Source organism: Luteolibacter sp. AS25 (assembly GCF_046736275.1).
Lineage (GTDB): Bacteria > Verrucomicrobiota > Verrucomicrobiia > Verrucomicrobiales > Akkermansiaceae > Luteolibacter.
Genome location: NZ_CP151837.1, coordinates 3,150,134 through 3,167,405, shown reverse-complemented (window position 1 = coordinate 3,167,405; position 17,272 = coordinate 3,150,134). Strand labels below are relative to the sequence as shown.

Sequence of the window (17,272 nt, the reverse complement as noted above, 5' to 3'; positions counted from 1 at the left end):
CGCTTTTGCTTTGAAAAGTTTCCTCTCTATGGGTGAAGCGAAAGCAATTTGGCGGGAGAACGCATGGAGATAAGAACAGACAGGCACGTGAAAACCGCCATGTGAAGCCGGTGGATGAGGATAGTTTCCAGCCATCGCTGAATGAGGGTGATCTGGTGCAGATCCTTGCGGAGTTGAAGGAGAAGGAGGTGACTCCGTTTTTCCTGATACTGGATTGTGTGCAGGATCCCCATAACCTTGGCGCGATCCTACGGACTGCCGATGGAGCGGGTGTTCATGCGGTGATAGCGCCCAAGGATAAGGCGGTGGGGATTACGGAAACGGTAAGAAGAATCTCAGTCGGTGCGGCGGATTTTGTGCCGTTTGTGCAGGTGACGAATCTGGCGCGGACTATGGAGCAACTCAAGGAGGCTGGCTTGTGGTTTGTTGGCACATCGGACCGCGCGGAGAAGGATGTGTATGATTTGGACCTGAAAGGTCCGCTGGCAATGGTCCTGGGTGCGGAGGAGAAGGGGATGCGACGGCTGACCGAGGAGAATTGTGATTTCCTGGCGAAGCTGCCGATGGCTGGAAAGGTGGATTGCCTGAATGTATCTGTTGCGACGGGCGTTTGTCTCTATGAGGCGGTGCGTCAGCGTCGTATGGCAGCGCCATGAAGCTGCCGGTCAGAATTTTCTCAGACTTACATTTGGGTCATAGGGCGTCACATGTCCGCGAAGTATCATGCTTGCGGCCTCTGCTTGCTGGTGCGGGAACGGTAATTTTCAATGGAGATACCTGGGAGGAAATGGCGAAGCCGTGGCGGGATCGCTCCAAAGCAATGCTAGGGGAGTTGAAGAAAATGGCCGAGGAAGAGCAATGCGATCTCGTGTTTGTCCGGGGAAACCACGATCCGTATTTTTCCGAGATCAATTATGTCGAGCTTGCGGGTGGGAAGATCGTGGTTACACACGGTGATGCGTTGTTGAGATACTCATCGCCTTGGAAACGCGAGATATTGGCGGATGAGGCCGCGGCGGAAGATCTTTGGAGCAAACTCCCTCAGGCGGAATGGGATAGAAAAAGCCGGTTTGAGGTTGCGGAAAGTATTGCCCGGAAAATTCCTTCCAAGACTTACACAAAACGGAGGAGTCTGGGTTCCCGCTGTTTTGATGCGGTGTTTCCCCCGAAGAGGGCATTTCTGATGCTCGATGCGTGGATCAACCAAGGGCGATATGCGGCGGATTTTTGTAAAACTTATTTTCCGGAAGCTGAGGTGATGGTGATAGGGCATTTCCATTGCGCGGCGATTAGGTCGACGGCGGGGAAAACTATTATTAATACCGGCTCATTTGTTACACCTGCGAGAGCATATGGCGTAGTCTGGGATGGTGAATTTTTACGATCTGGAAAAATTTCGCTCGCGAAAGATTCTTTTGGAATCGGTGATTTTTCAGGGGCTTGGAAATTTACTTAATTTTACCAAATAATAACCCTTGCATCAAATTAGAGGTTCTTTTTTAATAAACTACTCAAGATTTGGGTCGCTTTTTTGTACTGGTATGTTATGATCGTGTCGTTATGGCAACATCTACTAAGAGAACCCGGTTTTCCCGGAGACTTCCAGACCACGTGACCGATGAACTCTGCAACGTACTTTCCGAAAAGAAAGTGTTTGGGTTCAACGATCTCTTCGAAAGAGTGTTCGAAAACCTGAAAGAGCGCAACGCCGTTAGCGGTGGCGAAGAAATGCTTCGTTTGCGTTCTTACGAAAAGCTTCAAAATCTCGTGAACAGAGGCCTTGTTGAGAAACTTGGCAAAGAATACAAGGGCACAGCCCGCGTTCACGAAGCATCCAGCGCATATGCAGCAGCTCAAGAAGCCGCCGCAGCTGAAGCGGAAGCTTAAGTAAATTTCGGGCAGACGTCCGATAAATATTACATTTCCTGACGAAACCCGTGTCGACAAACCGACACGGGTTTTTTTTCTACCCATATTCCGCTAGAAGACTTACGAATCTGCATCGGTTTTTTTGAAGACCGTTTTCCTTTCGAACGCCCATCCCAAAATCTCATGCCTGAAAATTATCTCCCAGTTCTGTTCCAGGTCCTTATTGCCTGTGGATTCGCGGTAACAACTCTCGTCTTGAGCGTTGTCTTTGGGCGATCTGCACGCACGAACGTCACGAAGGACACTGCTTATGAGTGTGGTATGCTCCCTATTGGCGAGGGCTCACCGAGATTCTCGGTGAAATTCTATTTGGTGGCGATGTTGTTCGTCATTTTCGATATCGAGGTTGTGTTCATGTATCCATGGGCCGTGCAATTCCGTGACTTGACTGCTGCCCATGGAGCTACTGCTCTGGCAAGTATGGCCGGATTCGCGGGAATTCTTGCTATCGCCTACATTTACGCGCTCAAAAAAGGTGCCTTGAATTGGAAGAGCTGATCTCGTTTCCTTATTCCGTAGCCGACTAGCTGCATTCTTACCCATATTTTATGATCCATCACGTTTCCTATTTCCAACTGAACGAGCCCGATGCCGAGGGCGTATTGGAAGAGATGGTGAGGGCCAGCCGGACATGGCTTTTGAAGATTCCGGAAGTGCTTTCCGTAAAATCAGGTAGAAACCTGGACCCTGAGTCCGAATGGCATTTTTTTTATAACATAGAAACAGATTCCAGAGGAAAACTGCAATTTGTAGAGAGTGATCCCAATTTTCTCAAATTCACCCAGGATTTCATCAAACCAAACACACGCAAGGAATTCCGTATGGAATTCGAGTTGGATCCGTCCCGTGAGTTGAAATACTCGTAAGGATGAATCGGACTCAAACGCTAGAAGATAATTTGGTACGATCCGCGCTTGAAAGAAAGGGCCGTAGCAAGCAGTTTGCGCAGCTCGGCAACTCAAAGTTCCCTAACAGATATGGCCTCACCGATTCAGATACCAGATAACGCTCCATTCTCGCCAGACCAACGCCAATGGTTGAGCGAGTTTTTAGGACAGATGCTTGCCAAATCAGCAGGTGCCGCGGCACCGGCCGGTCCTTCGGTGCCAGTGACAGTACTTTACGCATCCCAGACAGGCACCTCGGAAGGGCTTGCCAAAAAGCTTGTTAAGAACCTTAAAAAAGGAAATTTCGAGCCAAACCTTCAGGATATGGCGTCCTACGATAAGGAGAAGCTCCCTATGGAGAAAAATCTTCTGGTGATCACCTCCACCTATGGCGATGGAGAGCCGCCTGATACAGCGCTTGAGCTTCACACTTGGTTAATGAGCGATGAAGCGCCACCGCTTCCTGATGTTAACTTCTCAGTGCTTTCTTTGGGAGATAGCTCATATCCTGATTTCTGCCAGTGTGGCATCGAGTTCGACAGCCGTTTCGAAGCGCTAGGCGCGAACCGTCTCTATCCCCGCGTGGATGTGGATGTGGATCCGGATGAGCCTTACGCCGAATGGTCGAAAGCTCTCATAGCGCTCCTTGCACCGGAAGTTTCCAGCACTGCTGCGGCTGAGGAAGACGACGACATCGAAGAGGTAGGATTCTCCAAGAAGAACCCGTTCCCGTCCTCTATCCTCAAAAATTACAATCTTAACGAGCCAGGCTCCAAGGAAACCCACCATGTGGAAATTTCCCTCGAAGGATCCGAACTTGAATATGAAGTGGGAGATGCCCTCGGTGTTTACCCGGAAAATCCGGAAAGCGTGGTCGATGAGATCATTGCCGGGCTTCCGTTCAAGGCCGGTGAGGTGCCAACCTCGACCGGAGAGGAAGTCAGCCTCAGGGAGGCGCTGATCCGCCACTATGATATCGGAAACATCAACAAATCTCTGATCGAGAAGTGGCAGAAGCGCAGTGGTTCGCCTTTCCTTCGTTCATTGGTGGAGGCAGATGACCGCAAGCAGTGGGATGACTTCTGCTGGGGCCGCGATCTCATCGATCTTGTTCTCAATTATCCGGCGGATTTCACGGATGGCGAAGAATTCGTATCCGTGCTGAAAAAGCTTCAGCCGCGGCTCTACTCGATCGCTTCCAGCCCGAAGGCGCATCCAGGTGAGGTTCATCTTTGCATAGGTATCGTGCGTTACGATACCCATGGCCGTAAGCGTGGTGGGATTTGCTCAACATTCCTTTCTGATCGTCTGAAGGATGATTCCAAGCCGGGTGTATATCTCCACCACAATCCTGCTTTCAGGCTTCCTGAGAATGGTGATGTTCCAGTGATCATGGTCGGTCCGGGGACAGGTATTGCGCCGTTCAGAGCTTTCCTTGAGGAGCGTAAAGCTACCGAGGCAAAAGGGAAAAACTGGTTATTCTTTGGCAATCCATATTCCAAGACCGATTTCCTCTACAAAGATGAGCTGGAGGCCTACCAGCAAGACGGGACTCTCGGACGCCTCGATCTTGCCTGGTCCCGTGACCAGAAGGAAAAGGTCTACGTCCAGAATCTCATGATCAAGGAAGGTGCGGAACTTTGGAAATGGTTCGAAGAAGGTGCCGCCTTCTACGTTTGTGGAGATGCTTCGCGTATGGCCAAGGATGTGGATGCTGCCCTGATCACCATCGCAAAAGAGCACGGTGGCCTCGATGATGAAGGCGCAGCCGCCTACATAGCACAGCTCAAGAAAGATAAGCGTTACCTCCGTGACGTTTACTAAGTAAGACTTCGCCTTATTTTTCGAAGGGGCCGGCAAGTTTCACTTGCCGGCCTTTTTTGTGCCAAGAGGCTTTCTGCTGGGGCCGCCTTGTGTATCAGGATGCAGCGTAGAATTTCCGTTTCAGGTAGAAGGACACGTGGACTAGGCCAATGAGAGCCGGGACTTCGATTAACGGTCCGACGACTGCCGCGAATGCGACCCCAGAATCCAGTCCGAAAACTGCAATGGCGACGGCAATTGCCAACTCAAAATTATTTCCAGCTGAAGTGAAGGCTACGCTGGCGGTGCGCGGGTAGTCGGAGCCGAGCTTGGCAGCCATCAAAAAGCTGACGAGGAACATTACCGCAAAATAGATGACCAGAGGGATCGCGATTCTCAGGACATCGAGTGGCAGTCTGACGATTGCGTCTCCCTTGTATGTGAACATCACGACAATGGTGAAAAGCAGAGCGATAAGGGTGAGAGGTGAGATTTTCGGAATGAAGACCTGCTCATACCATTCCTCGCCTTTGGTTTTCACCAGCAGCACTCGACTGGCGATACCCAAGGCAAACGGGATGCCCAAATAGATGAGGACGCTGTGGAATATGTCTCCCATTGAGACTGGGACAACGATGCCTTCCAGTCCTACGAAGGGAGGCAGTATTGTGAGAAAAAACCAGGCATAGGCGCTGTAGAATAGGATCTGAGCGATGCTATTGAGGGCAACCAAGCCTGCAGCGTATTCACTGCTACCTTTTGCGAGATCGTTCCATACCAATACCATGGCAATGCAGCGGGCGATGCCCACGAGGATCAACCCAACCATGTAGTCCGGCTGGTCATGGAGAAATACAACAGCGAGAATCCACATGAGAACCGGGCCGATGAGCCAGTTCTGGACCAGAGAGAGACTAAGGATTCGGGTGTTTGCAAATACCTTAGGGAGCTCGCTGTAGCGCACCTTCGCGAGTGGAGGGTACATCATTACGATCAATCCGATGGCCAGTGGAATGTTTGTGGCCCCGATTGTCATCGGAGCAAAAAACGCCGCCGCGTCCCGGATTACGAAATTTCCAATCAGGACGCCGAGGCCCATTGCCACGAAGATCCAGACCGTGAGATAGCGGTCCGTGAAGGACATATTTTTGGAGATGGTGTCGGACATGGGGAGTTAGGAGTAGGAGGCTGAAGAAGTAATTAGTTTGCGGAGCAGCTATCGGAGGATGTCTCAGCGAGTCTTACCGGACCCTGACAGCAGCTGTTTTCACGGTCAGCGAGGCGGTCCTGACGTTTTTTCAGGTCACTTCCGTGGTCGAGCTCATCCGGCAAGGAGGATATGATTTCTGAAAGGAGTGGGAGATAATCCGTATGGATACGGAAATAAGTCCATTTTCCACAACGTTCGCTCTCCAGAAGGCCTGCTTTCCGGATAATCTGGACGTGGCTGGAAACCGATGACTGTGGCATGCTCATAATGTCTGCAAGTTCGCAGACACAGAGGGCGCAATCCTTTACCAGGTGAACAATGCGCCAGCGTGTTTCGTCTGCCAAGGCGCGGAAAAATATTGTGGGATTGTCCATAAGAGTAATTACATAACGTAGTTATTCGTTATGTCTAGGAATCTTTCCCGGTCTTTCGTTTCCGGTGCCTTCAAATGGTGCTTTTTTCTTGGAAATGACCTTGAGAAGCTATCTTGGGTCATGCGTGAAGTGGCGGACATTGAAACGATTGCCTTCGGCGGAGGATGTCATTGGTGTACCGAGGCGGTATTCCAGCAGCTGCGGGGTGTGCGGGAGGTGGAGCAAGGCTGGGTTGGCTCCGAGGGAGAGGCATCTGGGCTTTCCGAGGGAGTAATTGTTCATTTCCACACACAGGAGATTTCTCTGAAAGACCTTCTACTTGTACATCTGCACACGCATTCCAGTGGTGCGGAGCATTCGATGCGGGGTAAATACCGGAGTGCTGTGTATGTGTTTGATAACGCGCAGAAGAAAGCCTGCGAACTTTTACTCAAGGAGCTGAAGCGGGATTTCCCCCGGAAGATAGTTACCCGGATTCTGCCATATCACAGGTTCGAGCCATCTCCTGAAAGAATTAGAAATTACTACGCGAAGGATCCCGATAAACCGTTTTGCAGGACCTACATCGATCCTAAGTTCAAGAAGTTGCTGAAGCTTTTTCCTGAATTGTTGAAGGAGGGGCCGCAATGATGTTGCCGTAGCGATGGGTGGTCTGGCTGATTGCCTGTTCCTTAAGCCAGTACATCAGTTCGATCCGACCGTTGGCGAGGACAGGATGATTGACGATGTTGAAATGCCGGGAATTTGCAGCTTCCCAGACTTCTGTGGCGGCTTCGCCAGGGATGCGAACGATATCGAGTAGCTCTTCCTGCGCAGCGAGGCGCTGGGAAAGTTCGCCGGAGGTTTCGATCACTGTTTTGAAGCCGGTGGCCTGTGCAAGGGGGGAAGCCTCCGGAAGGCTGATCTCCAGTGGGACCTTGGTGATGGTGGCGGCGAGAGCTGCGCAGGCGATGGTTGCCGAATCTGATGCATTTCCGATACGAAGCAGGATGCCTTTGGCATACGGACGATATCGGAAGTGGTTTGTTTCTCCGATGAGGCCCGTCGGATCGTGCTCCTTGGAAAATTCATTTTCCCAGTGTTTTGCATAGCTGGCTGCGGCCGCTTCGATGGTGGATAGGGTTTCCGCATCGGTGATATGATTGCGCAGGGACTGCATAAGTTTCTCTGTTTTACCGTCGAGCCCAGTGGAGGCGGAGGGTAGACTGGTTTGCTTCCAGTTGCAGAGGGTGAGCACATAGTTCGGGCCGCCTGCTTTAGTGCCAGGGCCGAAGACGGAATTTTTCCAGCCGCCGAAGGGCTGGCGGTTCACAATAGCTCCGGTGATACTGCGGTTGATATAGGCGTTGCCTACTTCGACTTTCTCGCGCCAGATTGAAATTTCCCGTGTATCGAGGGAATGGATCCCGCCGGTGAGACCAAGTGTGGAGTCGTTCTGGATTTCCATGGCGTGCTCGAAGGAATCCGCGCGTATCACGCCCATGATCGGGCCGAAGCATTCGTTGCGGTGATACCAGGAACCGGGTTTCACGCCGATGCGGATACCCGGAGACCAGAGGGAGGGGTTTCCATCGACGATCTTCGGTTCCAGAAGCCATTCTTCGCCTGGATCAAGCGTGCTTAGGCCGCGGGCCAGGGCTCCTTGTGGCTCTTCGACAACAGGTGTGACGGTGGAAGCCGGGTCCCAGGCTGAGCCTACTTTCAGTGATTCCGTGGCGTCCTTGAGCTGCTGCATGAAAAGCGGATGATCGTATACACTGGCTTCCACAATCAGGAGGGAGGCGGCGGAGCATTTCTGGCCGTTGTTTCCGAAGGCGGCTTTGATTGCGTCTTTTACTGCGAGATCGAGATCTGCTGCTGCGGTAATGATCAGGGAATTTTTCCCTGAGGTTTCAGCGAAAAGTTTGATCTCCGGTTTCCAATCCTGGAATAGACGGCCGGTTTCGTAGGCACCTGTCAGGATAACTCCGTTGGTCTTGCTGCTGGTGATGAGGTGCCTTCCGATTTCGTTATCTGGAGCTGGGACGAACTGGAGAACGTCTTTTGGAATGCCTGCTTCCCACAGTATTTTCGCGAGGTGCCAGCCGCAGAGGGTGGCCTGGGGGGCTGGCTTGAGGATGACGGTGTTGCCGGCCATCAAGGCAGCAAGCACTCCGCCACAAGGGATGGCGAAGGGGAAATTCCACGGTGGGGCTATGACCACGCAGCCGAGTGGCCGGTGGGTGACATCCGGATGTTCTTCGAGGAAATCGAAACCCCGGGCATAGTAGGTGGCGAAATCGATTGCTTCAGAAATTTCCGGATCCGCCTCGACGATGGATTTTCCGCCATCGAGAGTCATGATGGCGAGGAGCTCGCCCCGTTTGCTGGCAATAAGATCCCCGCAGCTATCGAGCAGGGCCTTGCGGGCTGGAATTGATCTAGAGCTCCACTCCGGGAGGGCGCGGTGGGCTACTTCGAGAGCGCGATCCACATCTTCCATTTTGGCCAATGCATAGCGGTATGCGACAACGCCGGGGCGGGATGGATCGTGGCCGGTGCCGCTGAGGTCGTAATAATTTTCCTCCCCATCTATAACCAAGGGGATTTCCTCGGGCGGTGCGGAGAGGCGCTCTTCGCGGAGTTGATTGATCCACTTTCGGTTTGCAGAAGAGGTCCAATCGGTATCGGGTTCGTTGGAAAATTTCTGGCCGGACTGGCAATGTGATTTGCGATTGGATTCCTGTGAGCGGTCTTGATCACGGTAAGGAGTATCGCGGACGGAATCCTTTTCGCGGACTGCCTTAAGGAAGCGGTCACGTTGATCGTTCCATGAGCTGGAACCGACCTCCAGGGTGAAGAGATCTCGGAGGAAATTGTCTTCCGAGGTATTTTCATCGAGCCTGCGGACGAGGTAGGCGATGGCGGAGTGGAAATCCTGACGATGAACGATGGGAGCGTAGAGGAGCATGCCGCCGGATGCGTCCTGGACGGATTTTGCCTGATGGTTGGCCATGCCTTCCAGCATCTCGAACTCCACTTGTTTCTCTACGCCGTTCCGGGCACGGAGGACCAAAGCATAAGCGATATCGAAGAGATTGTGAGAGGCAATGCCGATGCGGACAGCGGCTGCATTTTCCGGACGGGTGCCGAACTCGACCATGCGCTTGAAGTTTGCGTCGACATCTGATTTGCAGCGGTATGGAGCTATTTCCCAATCGTGGATTTCAGCATCGACGCCTTCCATGGCTAGGTTGGCTCCTTTAACGAGGCGGATTTTTATGCCGGCGCCTCCTTTTGAAATTCTGTTTTGTGCCCAAGCGGTGAGATCCTTCTGAACCTGCCAGGAATCCGGGAGATATCCCTGAAGGACGATGCCTGCCTCCAGGTTTTTGAATTCCTCTTCTTCGAGAGTGCGCTGGAATGCTTCCGTGGTGAGTTGGAGATCGCGATATTCCTCCATGTCGAGGTTTACGAATTTCGGGCGTTTTTTGCCGTTTTCGTCTACGTAGGCGTTGCTGATGGCCTCGCGGTAAAGTTTCCGCAGGCAGTGCTGGATATGGGTGATGGTATCTTCGAAAGCCAGAAGGTTGAGTTGCGAGAAGATATTGGAGATCTTGACTGAAATATAGGTGGCGTTGGGGTTCCGCAGGAGTTCCAGGTTGCCTTCCAGACGGTGGGCGGCTTCCGCTTCGCCGAGAATGGCTTCTCCGAGCAGGTTGATGTTTACCCGCTGGCCTTGGGAGGTGCGCTTCTGCAGGTGTTTGTTGAGCTTTTCGGTTTTCGCGGGAAGGATGACATCCGAACTTTCCTGCCTCATTTTCTCGGTGACCAAAGGAATGACGAGGTCCGGGAAAATGGCGGAGGCCGCCGCTCCGGCTTTCATGGCAATTTTTTCGTAACCCTTGAGGTATTTCGGGATGCCGTATTCCTCGACAAGGTGCCGGAACTGGCTGGCGCACCTTTCCGGTGAGGTGGCGCGGAAGACCTGATCCGCCAGATTGAGGGTGAGAGCCTTGCCCACTTCATCATCGATCATTCCGCCGATTTTCGCGGCGTTACCCCTTTCCTTGGATGTTTCGTGCTTTTTTGCTTCGGTGAGTAGGGTGGCGGCGAGTTCGACGGAAAAATTAGCGAGTTCCTGATCGCTTAGGTTACGGAGGTTTTCTTGGGAAAGGCGATCGGAGTAGGAGCTATTGTTCATGCGAAGAGAAAATCTGAGAGGTGGTGGATATATTACCTCAGAGTGAGTGTGATGGTTTGCAACCCGCTATTTCCTATGGATGGATGCGCCCGGGGTTGTCGCCTGTTGTGTTCAGCGTCGATAAATGTGTGTAGTTCGCTTTCCCCGAAGTATCGAGAGTAGTCATAAGAAAGTTTCTAACAGTATAGGTTATCCTATTTCTAGGTATTCTCGAGGCGCTCCAGCAGTTGGAGGCGGGTGATCTGTGCGATCCCGCCATGTTATATACCAAGATCGACTTTATATTGGCCGTCGACGCTGACGAGGCGCAGGCAATCGAAGCCTTTGAAATGCTGAAGAAGCTGGGCGTCCGAAACTACTCACCCGAATTTACTGAACAGAGTAAAGAGTGTTTGAAAGTGATCCGGGGCTTCCCGCTCAAAGATTTGCAGAAGGCTACGGAGGAGATGCTGGATTATTAACCGAGTGCGTTTCTCGGAGGTGATCCTCTTCCGCAGTTTGGCTTACAGTTGAGAAGATTCCAAAAACTGTGGAACCTTTGTGGAACCTTTGTGGAACCTTTGTGGAACCTTTGTGGAACCTTTGTGGAACCTTTGTGGAACCTTTGTGGAACCTTTGTGGAACCTTTGTGGAACCTTTGTGGAACCTTTGTGGAACCTTTGTGGAACCTTTGTGGAACCTTTGTGGAACCTTTGTGGAACCTTTGTGGAACCTTTGTGGAACCTTTGTGGAACCTTTGTGGAACCTTTGTGGAACCTTTGTGGAACCTTTGTGGAACCTTTGTGGAACCTTTGTGGAACCTTTGTGGAACTAGCTTCGACTACCTGAAATCAAGCCAGTTTCCTAGATGATTCGCGTGAATTATCCGATTAATTCGGCGTAAGCTTCCGGTGTTAGGAGATTGGCGACCTGTTCTGGTTTTGAGAGCTTGATTTTGAAAATCCACCCGTTTTCGTATGGGGCGGTGTTGACGAGCGAGGGGTCGCCCTCAACGTCGTTGTTGACCTCAATGATCTCTCCTGAGAGCGGGGTGTAGATATCGGAAGCGGCTTTTACTGATTCCACGACTGCTGTGGGATCGCTGGCATCAACTGTTCTTCCGATTTCCGGGAGCTCCACGAAAACGACGTCTGTAAGCTCTGCCTGGGCGTGATCCGAGATGCCGATGGTGGCAATGTCATCTTCGATACGTGCCCATTCATGTGATGATTGGAACAAAAGGTCGGACGGGATTTCTGAGGCGCTCATGGTTTAGATTTCTGGTCTATTTGGAAGGTTTTAGGAAGGGTTTTTTGACGGTAATGGCGTTGAAACGGCGGCCACGGATATTGATCTGGATGGTGGTGCCTATTTTCGCGTAAGCCCGCGGCAGGTAGGCCATGGCGATGCCGGTTTTAAGGGTGGGGGAGAGGACGCCGCTGGAGAGTTCCCCGATGGTATTTCCCTCGATATCGAGAACGGTATAGTGCGGGCGTGGCGGAGGACCCTTATCGATCATTTTGATGGCGGTGAGCTTCTCGGTGGGTCCTTTTTCCTTCTGAACGCGGAGGGTTTCGTGGCCGATGAATTCGGTTTTTTCCAAATCACAGAAGAAACCAAGACCTGCCTCTATGGGTGTGCGGTCCGGTGAGAGATCGTTGCCGTTGAGCGGGTAGCACATTTCCAGGCGGAGTGTATCGCGTGCGCCGAGGCCGCAGGGGATTGCTCCAGCGGAGATAAATGACTCGAAGTAAATAGGGCCCACTTTTGAAGGGCAGAAAAATTCGAAGCCGTTTTCCCCGGTGTAGCCGGTGCGGCAGATAATTTCCCCGGCGGCTGTTTTGAGGATCCCGTTCCGCGGCGGAAGCGTTTCAGAGGGGAAGAGTTTATGGAAAATTTCTTCTGAGTCGGGGCCTTGGATGGCGAGTCCCGCCCAGTCGTCGGATTCGTTGCGGAGGGTGATGTCTTCCGGGAGGTGCTCCTGCATCCATGCGACGTCTTCCGGAATCATGGATGCGTTGATGACGAGGAGTGTCTCACCTTCCGAGATACGGTAGGCGATGAGATCATCGATGACGCCACCGCTTTCGTTGAGCATCATGGTATACTGGCCTTGGCCGACTGTGAGTTTGCCGAGGTTGTTGGTGAGCAGTTTATTGAGCCATTCGATGTGGTTTTCACCACTTACAAACACCTGACCCATGTGGGAGATATCGAAGACTCCGGCGCTCCCGCGGACAGCTGCGTGCTCGCTGAGGATGGAGGTGTATTGCACGGGCATGGACCAGCCACCGAAGGGGATGAGTCTGGCGCCAAGAGCCAGGTGGGCAGCTTCGAGCGGTGAATGAAGGATGGTATCTGACACAGAAACAGGGTGTGCAGGGTGGCGGAAGGCACAAGTGGAAAATTCAGGTGGGAGCGTGCTTATCAAGGGTCTGTGAAGGTTTTGGCCGGTGATTCTGTGTTTTGCGTCCGGCATTCGCTTGTCATGCCCTGCGGGGTGATAAAGAGTCTGCGCGATGCAATTTTTGGATAAATGGGAGCGGAAACTCGGGTGGATGTCTTTTCCGGGGCTTCTGCGTTACTATGCTCTGTTTCATGTTTTGGTTTTCCTTCTCCAGTATATCAATCCTGGGATTGAGCGTCTGCTGGAGTTTGATAGGAGCAAGATCATGGCGGGTGAGGTGTGGAGGCTTGTCACATTTATTTTCGCCACGGATCGATTTGGCGGGCCGGGGGCTTTCGCGATGTTGTTCCTGTTTTTTATGGTGATGATCGCGTTCATGATCAGCGATGCGCTGGAGCAGGCGTGGGGAGTTTTCCGCAGTTCACTATTCTTCTATGCGGGTTATCTAGGGTTGCTGGTTGCGAATGTGATTTACCCGCAAACCCTGCCCGGTAGTGGATTCTTCATTTATCTGTCCGCGTTTTTCGTATTTTGCACATTGTTCCCGAAGTATGAGTTTCTCATGTTTTTCGTGATTCCGGTTCAGGTGCGCTGGTTGGGTATGTTTCTGGCTGGTATGCTGGTGCTAGGTGTAATTGGCTCCCCGTTATATCTAGGTTTCCTGTTTCTGGGCTTCGCCAATTATATTTTCTGGGCAGGTATTCCGGCACTTAGGGGAAGGGCGCAGCTGGCCGAGTCTGCGGCGCGGCGGAAAAAATTCGACAAGTCCAAACCAAGTGCGGAAGTGGCATTCCACAAATGCGCAACCTGTTCCAGGACAGAGATTTCCGACCCGGGACTGGATTTCCGAATGGCGGTGGATGGTAACGAATACTGCGAGGAGCATCTCCCCGAGGGATGATTTTTCTTTTCCCTCCAGCGATCATGTTCAAGATATGTGGTCATGAAGGGATATATATGGATGGCTATTCTGGCGTTACTCGTTGCGGGTAGTTGGTATAAGTTTAACGAGGCTGGGAAAGAGGCGACCCAGCTTGAGCAGAAGATCGATGAACTATACAATGAGGGAGTGCCTGATGAAGAGATCGCCGAGCTAAAGGTGGAACTTAACTCCAAGGAGGGGCCGAGAATTTTTTCGGGAATTCTCCTGACTTTCATGAGTGCTGGCTTGGCCGGAATCCTTTTCGCCACGGTAATTCTCCCAATGTTGGCGGAGAAGGTAACGCATGCGGTTTATGACAGTGGTGAGGAGGTCGAGCCGGATCCGTTTCATGAGGCGAGGGTGTTCATGGCGCAGGGGGAATGGGATTTGGCGATACAATCGTTCAGGAAGGTGGCGGAGCAGGATCCTACGAGTAGAATGCCGTGGGTGGAGATTTCGAAGATCTACCGGGTGAACAAAGAAGATCCGCAGGCTGCCGCGGCGACGTTGCAGGCGGCGCTCGAAGGTCAAGAATGGGAGGTGGACGATGCTACATTCCTTATGTTCCGACTGGCTGAGGTCTATGATGAAGACCTCCAGCAGCGCGACTTCGCGGCACAGATCCTGAGTCAGGTGTCAGAGCTGTTTCCTGAAACGAGGCATTCGGCAAATGCCCGTAGCAAGTTGCAGGAGTGGGGGATGGCGTAAGCCTTTGTTGCTGAGCTTATGAGGCCTTTGTGGATGGCAAGGCCTCTGTTTCTGCTGGCAGTAGCGGGAGTTTTTCTTCTGGCGCTTCGCGATTTGTGGGCGCCGGGGTTATGGCTGGCTTTTCCGATCATAGCATGGTGTGGGTGGCTTGCGGGTAAGTGGCGGGTCTGCTTGATCCTGATGGCGTTTGGCGCGCTGGTGATTGGCAGGATTGCATTTGAAGATGCGCGGCAGATTGCCGACGAGGAGAGTTTTGCTGAACTCGGTAGTGCTTACGTGGAGGCGCGGCTACTGGAGGATGGAAAAGGAGATGAGGGTTTTTGGAGTGGTATTGTCCGGTTGCACGGAGAGGACTATGACGGTGCGAAGGTTCTATGGAGCGGAGTGGGTGAAGCTCCTTCCGAGGGGACGGAACTTTCCGCATGGGGCGTTTTTTCTGGATTTGAGCCTGCGAGGAATCCGGGAGAGCTGGAACGGGCTGAATTTCTGAGACCTAAGGAGGTGGTGGCGATTTTCCAAGCAAGTGAGATGAGGTCGCAGCAATGGATGGGGCCGGTTAGTGGATTGCTTGCGGGGATAAAAGCGGATTTTCGGGAAGGAATTGTAGCAGGCCTGGATCAGGAAGGGGAGGCCGCGCAGGTGATCCGCGCAGTGGTAATGGGAGAGCGATCCGATGCCTCGTTGGAGCTTATCCGTCATTTTCGCGAAAGCGGGACTTTGCATGTTTTTACGGTCAGCGGGATGCATGTGCTGATGGTTGGCTCGATGATCTGGCTGATTCTGAAATGGTCGGGTCTACGCAGGAATCGGGCGATACCGGTGATTATCGCGGCTATGTTTTTCTATACCTGGTTGACGGGAAACGGGCCGGCGGCAACGCGGGCCGCCTGGATGGGTAGTGTGTTTCTCGGGGCGTTTCTATTGAAGCGCAGGAGCGATTTGTTGAACTCGCTGGGGGCGGTGTTAATTGTAAATCTGCTGCTGAATCCACAGATAATTCGAATGCCGGGTGTGCAGCTTTCCTATGGAGTGGTGGGTTCGATCGGCTTGGCAGGAGGGTATGCGGGAAGGCTGTTTTCCTGGATCTCGCGAAAGGAAATGTTTTTGCCGGACAGCGAAATGGGCTGGTGGGCACGGCAGTGGTACAGTTTCCGCAGAAAGCTGGTGGATGCGCTAGCTGTCTCGACTGCGGCGTGGGCAGGGTCTTTGTTTCTGACCGCATTTCACTTCGGGGTTGTGACTCCGATTTCGCTAGTGGCTACGGTGGTTCTAGGGTTGCAGGTGTATTTTGTGTTGGGGATTGCGATGATCTCCTCGGTTTTATTTCCTATTTCGCGGACAGGTTCGGTAGGGCTGAACCGGATGAATTCACTGATGGCTGCCAGCTGTTCTGCATCGGCGCGGTTCTTTTCGGAGCTTCCCGGAGCGTGGATGCAGGTGGGACGTGCCGATGAGGAGGAATTGATAGTCTACGATCTGGACTACGGCGCGGGGGCTGCATGTTTTGTCTCCTCCGGCGGTGGCGCTGTGATGATCGATTCCGGAGGGAAGTATGATTTGAAAGCGGTGGTGGCTTCTTCTTTGAGAAATTTGCGGATTAGTCCGGATTCGGTGATCTTTACCCACGAGGACGCGGGGCATGTGGCGGGTTCTGAGCTGATGAATCAGATGTTCCGGATCAAACAGGTGGCATTGGTTGAGCCGGATGGCGGAACATCGCTTTTGGGAAGCTGGAAGGATAGTGCAGTAGGCAGTATGAAAGATGTGGAACCGGCGGCCGGGGATGTGTTGGACCTGGGAGGTGGTGTACGGGCGGAGGTAGTTTTATCACCGCTGGATCAAAACCGGGGATCTGTGGCGGATGACCGGGTTCTGGTAATGATGATCCACTGGGATGACTGGAAGGTGCTGTGGATGGGAGATGCCGGGCGATTGAGCGAGGAGGCGCTGTTGGCCAGCGGGGTGGATTTATCTGCTGATCTGATCGTGGCAGGCATGCATGAGTCAGATCTGAGTCTGACCAAGCCATTTTTGAAGAAGGTGAATCCTGCGGCAATACTTGTAGCGCGGGGTGGCGGAAGCGTGATGGATGCATTCCGAATTCAACAGATCAGGAAATGGCAGAAGGCTGATTTCGTGGTGGTCGACCAATCGAAAGCAGGCGGTGTAACCATTTCCGTAGAAAATGGGAAGATGGTTCTAGATGGCTTTCTGGATAAATCCAGGATGGCGCTGAAGAAGCGTTAGCTGGATTTTTTGCAACGGATACGGTGCATGGATTTTCCTTCCGCTTCCCATTGGTTTTGGAAATCTGTCTTGGGGTAGAAAAATGAATCGTCCTCCCAGGGAAGGATTTCAAAGAGGCCGGAGGCATGAATATTTTCACAGGCGTATTCGAAATATTCCTCGTGATCAGTCATGAAGAGGAATTCTCCACCAGGCTCCAGGGCGGCTTTGACCGATTGCAGAAAGGGGATCTGCACGAGGCGGCGACGGTGGTGTTTTGCCTTTGGCCAAGGATCGGGGCAAAGGAGATGGATGCGCGAGACGCTCGCGGCAGGAAGCATCCATTCCACGACGTATTTGCTGTCGAGTCGGAGAATTTTCGCGTTGTCCAGTTCCGCGCGTTTGATGCGCTTTGCGACTTTTTTGCAGCGGCCGAGCAATCTTTCTACCCCGATGAAGTCACGGTCCGGGTGGTGGGCGGCTAGATTGATGAGGAATGAGCCGTCTCCGCAACCGAGATCGAACTCAAGTGCGCGATCTCCTTTTTTGATTTCCGAGAGGTCGAACCGCTGGAAGTAGTGGGCGGGGACGAGCTCTTTGTCTGAAATCGGAGGTCTTGGGAGCGTGTTCATGTGTTTAATCTC

The 17,272-nt window shown here is 52.6% G+C and carries 17 protein-coding genes; 11 read left to right on the top strand and 6 right to left on the bottom strand.

The window, feature by feature from the left end; translation table 11 throughout:
* Positions 1-32 precede the first annotated feature (32 nt).
* The 6 genes from rlmB (at position 33) to AAGA79_RS14575 (ending at position 4,640) form a co-directional block, all read left to right on the top strand.
* Positions 33-656 carry a 23S rRNA (guanosine(2251)-2'-O)-methyltransferase RlmB gene (gene rlmB / locus AAGA79_RS14600; RefSeq protein WP_411826551.1) on the top strand — a complete coding sequence of 208 codons (624 nt, stop codon included), beginning with the start codon at positions 33-35 and terminating at the stop codon, positions 654-656.
* Positions 653-1,456, top strand: a complete 804-nt coding sequence (locus AAGA79_RS14595) for a metallophosphoesterase (protein ID WP_411826550.1) — start codon at positions 653-655, stop codon at positions 1,454-1,456. The genes rlmB and AAGA79_RS14595 overlap by 4 nt, the downstream gene beginning before the upstream one ends.
* A gap of 194 nt (positions 1,457-1,650) precedes the next feature.
* Positions 1,651-1,887 carry a hypothetical protein gene (locus AAGA79_RS14590; RefSeq protein ID WP_411826549.1) on the top strand — a complete coding sequence of 79 codons (237 nt, stop codon included), beginning with the start codon at positions 1,651-1,653 and terminating at the stop codon, positions 1,885-1,887.
* 165 nt (positions 1,888-2,052) lie between these two features.
* Positions 2,053-2,427, top strand: coding sequence for an NADH-quinone oxidoreductase subunit A (locus tag AAGA79_RS14585; RefSeq protein WP_411826548.1), 375 nt, complete (start codon positions 2,053-2,055; stop codon positions 2,425-2,427).
* Between the two features lie 50 nt (positions 2,428-2,477).
* A complete protein-coding gene (locus AAGA79_RS14580) occupies positions 2,478-2,795 on the top strand; it encodes a Dabb family protein (protein WP_411826547.1) in 318 nt (105 codons plus the stop codon).
* A 111-nt stretch (positions 2,796-2,906) separates the two neighbouring features.
* On the top strand, positions 2,907-4,640 hold the full coding sequence (locus AAGA79_RS14575) for a sulfite reductase subunit alpha (protein WP_411826546.1): 1,734 nt from the start codon (positions 2,907-2,909) through the stop codon (positions 4,638-4,640).
* A 94-nt stretch (positions 4,641-4,734) separates the two neighbouring features.
* Here the strand turns inward: AAGA79_RS14575 and arsB are convergent, their stop codons facing one another.
* Entirely contained in the window at positions 4,735-5,763 is a 1,029-nt protein-coding gene (arsB, locus tag AAGA79_RS14570) for an ACR3 family arsenite efflux transporter (RefSeq protein WP_411826545.1), read from the bottom strand.
* A gap of 56 nt (positions 5,764-5,819) precedes the next feature.
* Positions 5,820-6,203, bottom strand: a complete 384-nt coding sequence (locus AAGA79_RS14565; RefSeq protein WP_411826544.1) for an ArsR/SmtB family transcription factor — start codon at positions 6,201-6,203, stop codon at positions 5,820-5,822.
* A gap of 30 nt (positions 6,204-6,233) precedes the next feature.
* Between AAGA79_RS14565 and AAGA79_RS14560 the strand changes: the two genes are divergently transcribed.
* Positions 6,234-6,833 carry a peptide-methionine (S)-S-oxide reductase gene (locus AAGA79_RS14560; protein ID WP_411826543.1) on the top strand — a complete coding sequence of 200 codons (600 nt, stop codon included), beginning with the start codon at positions 6,234-6,236 and terminating at the stop codon, positions 6,831-6,833.
* Here the strand turns inward: AAGA79_RS14560 and AAGA79_RS14555 are convergent.
* Positions 6,781-10,386 (bottom strand): proline dehydrogenase family protein, encoded by a 3,606-nt coding sequence (locus AAGA79_RS14555; RefSeq protein WP_411826542.1) that lies wholly within the window; start codon positions 10,384-10,386, stop codon positions 6,781-6,783. The two genes, AAGA79_RS14560 and AAGA79_RS14555, sit on opposite strands and share 53 nt — an antisense overlap.
* 257 nt (positions 10,387-10,643) lie before the next feature.
* Between AAGA79_RS14555 and AAGA79_RS14550 the strand changes: the two genes are divergently transcribed.
* A complete protein-coding gene (locus AAGA79_RS14550; protein ID WP_411826541.1) occupies positions 10,644-10,847 on the top strand; it encodes a hypothetical protein in 204 nt (67 codons plus the stop codon).
* A gap of 400 nt (positions 10,848-11,247) precedes the next feature.
* Here the strand turns inward: AAGA79_RS14550 and gcvH are convergent, their stop codons facing one another.
* Positions 11,248-11,634 carry a glycine cleavage system protein GcvH gene (gcvH, locus tag AAGA79_RS14545; protein ID WP_411826540.1) on the bottom strand — a complete coding sequence of 129 codons (387 nt, stop codon included), beginning with the start codon at positions 11,632-11,634 and terminating at the stop codon, positions 11,248-11,250.
* A gap of 16 nt (positions 11,635-11,650) precedes the next feature.
* A complete protein-coding gene (gcvT, locus tag AAGA79_RS14540) occupies positions 11,651-12,730 on the bottom strand; it encodes a glycine cleavage system aminomethyltransferase GcvT (RefSeq protein WP_411826539.1) in 1,080 nt (359 codons plus the stop codon).
* Positions 12,731-12,884: 154 nt separating this feature from the next.
* On the opposite strand from gcvT, the gene AAGA79_RS14535 reads away from it, so the two are divergent.
* Genes AAGA79_RS14535 through AAGA79_RS14525 form a run of 3 tightly spaced genes read left to right on the top strand, consistent with a single transcriptional unit; the run spans position 12,885 to position 16,649 of the window.
* Positions 12,885-13,673, top strand: coding sequence for a hypothetical protein (locus tag AAGA79_RS14535; RefSeq protein ID WP_411826538.1), 789 nt, complete (start codon positions 12,885-12,887; stop codon positions 13,671-13,673).
* A gap of 42 nt (positions 13,674-13,715) precedes the next feature.
* Complete coding sequence (locus AAGA79_RS14530; protein ID WP_411826537.1) at positions 13,716-14,402, top strand: tetratricopeptide repeat protein; 687 nt, start codon at positions 13,716-13,718, stop codon at positions 14,400-14,402.
* Between the two features lie 33 nt (positions 14,403-14,435).
* Positions 14,436-16,649: a ComEC/Rec2 family competence protein gene (locus AAGA79_RS14525; RefSeq protein WP_411826536.1), complete on the top strand. Its 2,214-nt coding sequence runs from the start codon at positions 14,436-14,438 to the stop codon at positions 16,647-16,649.
* Here the strand turns inward: AAGA79_RS14525 and trmB are convergent.
* Positions 16,646-17,260, bottom strand: a complete 615-nt coding sequence (trmB, locus tag AAGA79_RS14520; protein WP_411826535.1) for a tRNA (guanosine(46)-N7)-methyltransferase TrmB — start codon at positions 17,258-17,260, stop codon at positions 16,646-16,648. The genes AAGA79_RS14525 and trmB overlap by 4 nt on opposite strands.
* Positions 17,261-17,272: the final 12 nt, after the last annotated feature.

Excerpts from the sequence above, each read along its gene's own strand:
- arsB (WP_411826545.1), bottom strand. The coding sequence starts at position 5,763 with ATGTCCTTCACGGACCGCTATCTCACGGTCTGGATCTTCGTGGCAATG.
- AAGA79_RS14555 (WP_411826542.1), bottom strand. The coding sequence starts at position 10,386 with ATGAACAATAGCTCCTACTCCGATCGCCTTTCCCAAGAAAACCTCCGT.
- AAGA79_RS14595 (WP_411826550.1), top strand. The coding sequence starts at position 653 with ATGAAGCTGCCGGTCAGAATTTTCTCAGACTTACATTTGGGTCATAGG.
- AAGA79_RS14565 (WP_411826544.1), bottom strand. The coding sequence starts at position 6,203 with ATGGACAATCCCACAATATTTTTCCGCGCCTTGGCAGACGAAACACGC.
- AAGA79_RS14585 (WP_411826548.1), top strand. The coding sequence starts at position 2,053 with ATGCCTGAAAATTATCTCCCAGTTCTGTTCCAGGTCCTTATTGCCTGT.
- AAGA79_RS14580 (WP_411826547.1), top strand. The coding sequence starts at position 2,478 with ATGATCCATCACGTTTCCTATTTCCAACTGAACGAGCCCGATGCCGAG.
- AAGA79_RS14525 (WP_411826536.1), top strand. The coding sequence starts at position 14,436 with ATGGCAAGGCCTCTGTTTCTGCTGGCAGTAGCGGGAGTTTTTCTTCTG.
- AAGA79_RS14560 (WP_411826543.1), top strand. The coding sequence starts at position 6,234 with ATGTCTAGGAATCTTTCCCGGTCTTTCGTTTCCGGTGCCTTCAAATGG.
- AAGA79_RS14530 (WP_411826537.1), top strand. The coding sequence starts at position 13,716 with ATGAAGGGATATATATGGATGGCTATTCTGGCGTTACTCGTTGCGGGT.
- AAGA79_RS14575 (WP_411826546.1), top strand. The coding sequence starts at position 2,907 with ATGGCCTCACCGATTCAGATACCAGATAACGCTCCATTCTCGCCAGAC.
- AAGA79_RS14550 (WP_411826541.1), top strand. The coding sequence starts at position 10,644 with ATGTTATATACCAAGATCGACTTTATATTGGCCGTCGACGCTGACGAG.
- trmB (WP_411826535.1), bottom strand. The coding sequence starts at position 17,260 with ATGAACACGCTCCCAAGACCTCCGATTTCAGACAAAGAGCTCGTCCCC.
- AAGA79_RS14535 (WP_411826538.1), top strand. The coding sequence starts at position 12,885 with ATGCAATTTTTGGATAAATGGGAGCGGAAACTCGGGTGGATGTCTTTT.
- gcvH (WP_411826540.1), bottom strand. The coding sequence starts at position 11,634 with ATGAGCGCCTCAGAAATCCCGTCCGACCTTTTGTTCCAATCATCACAT.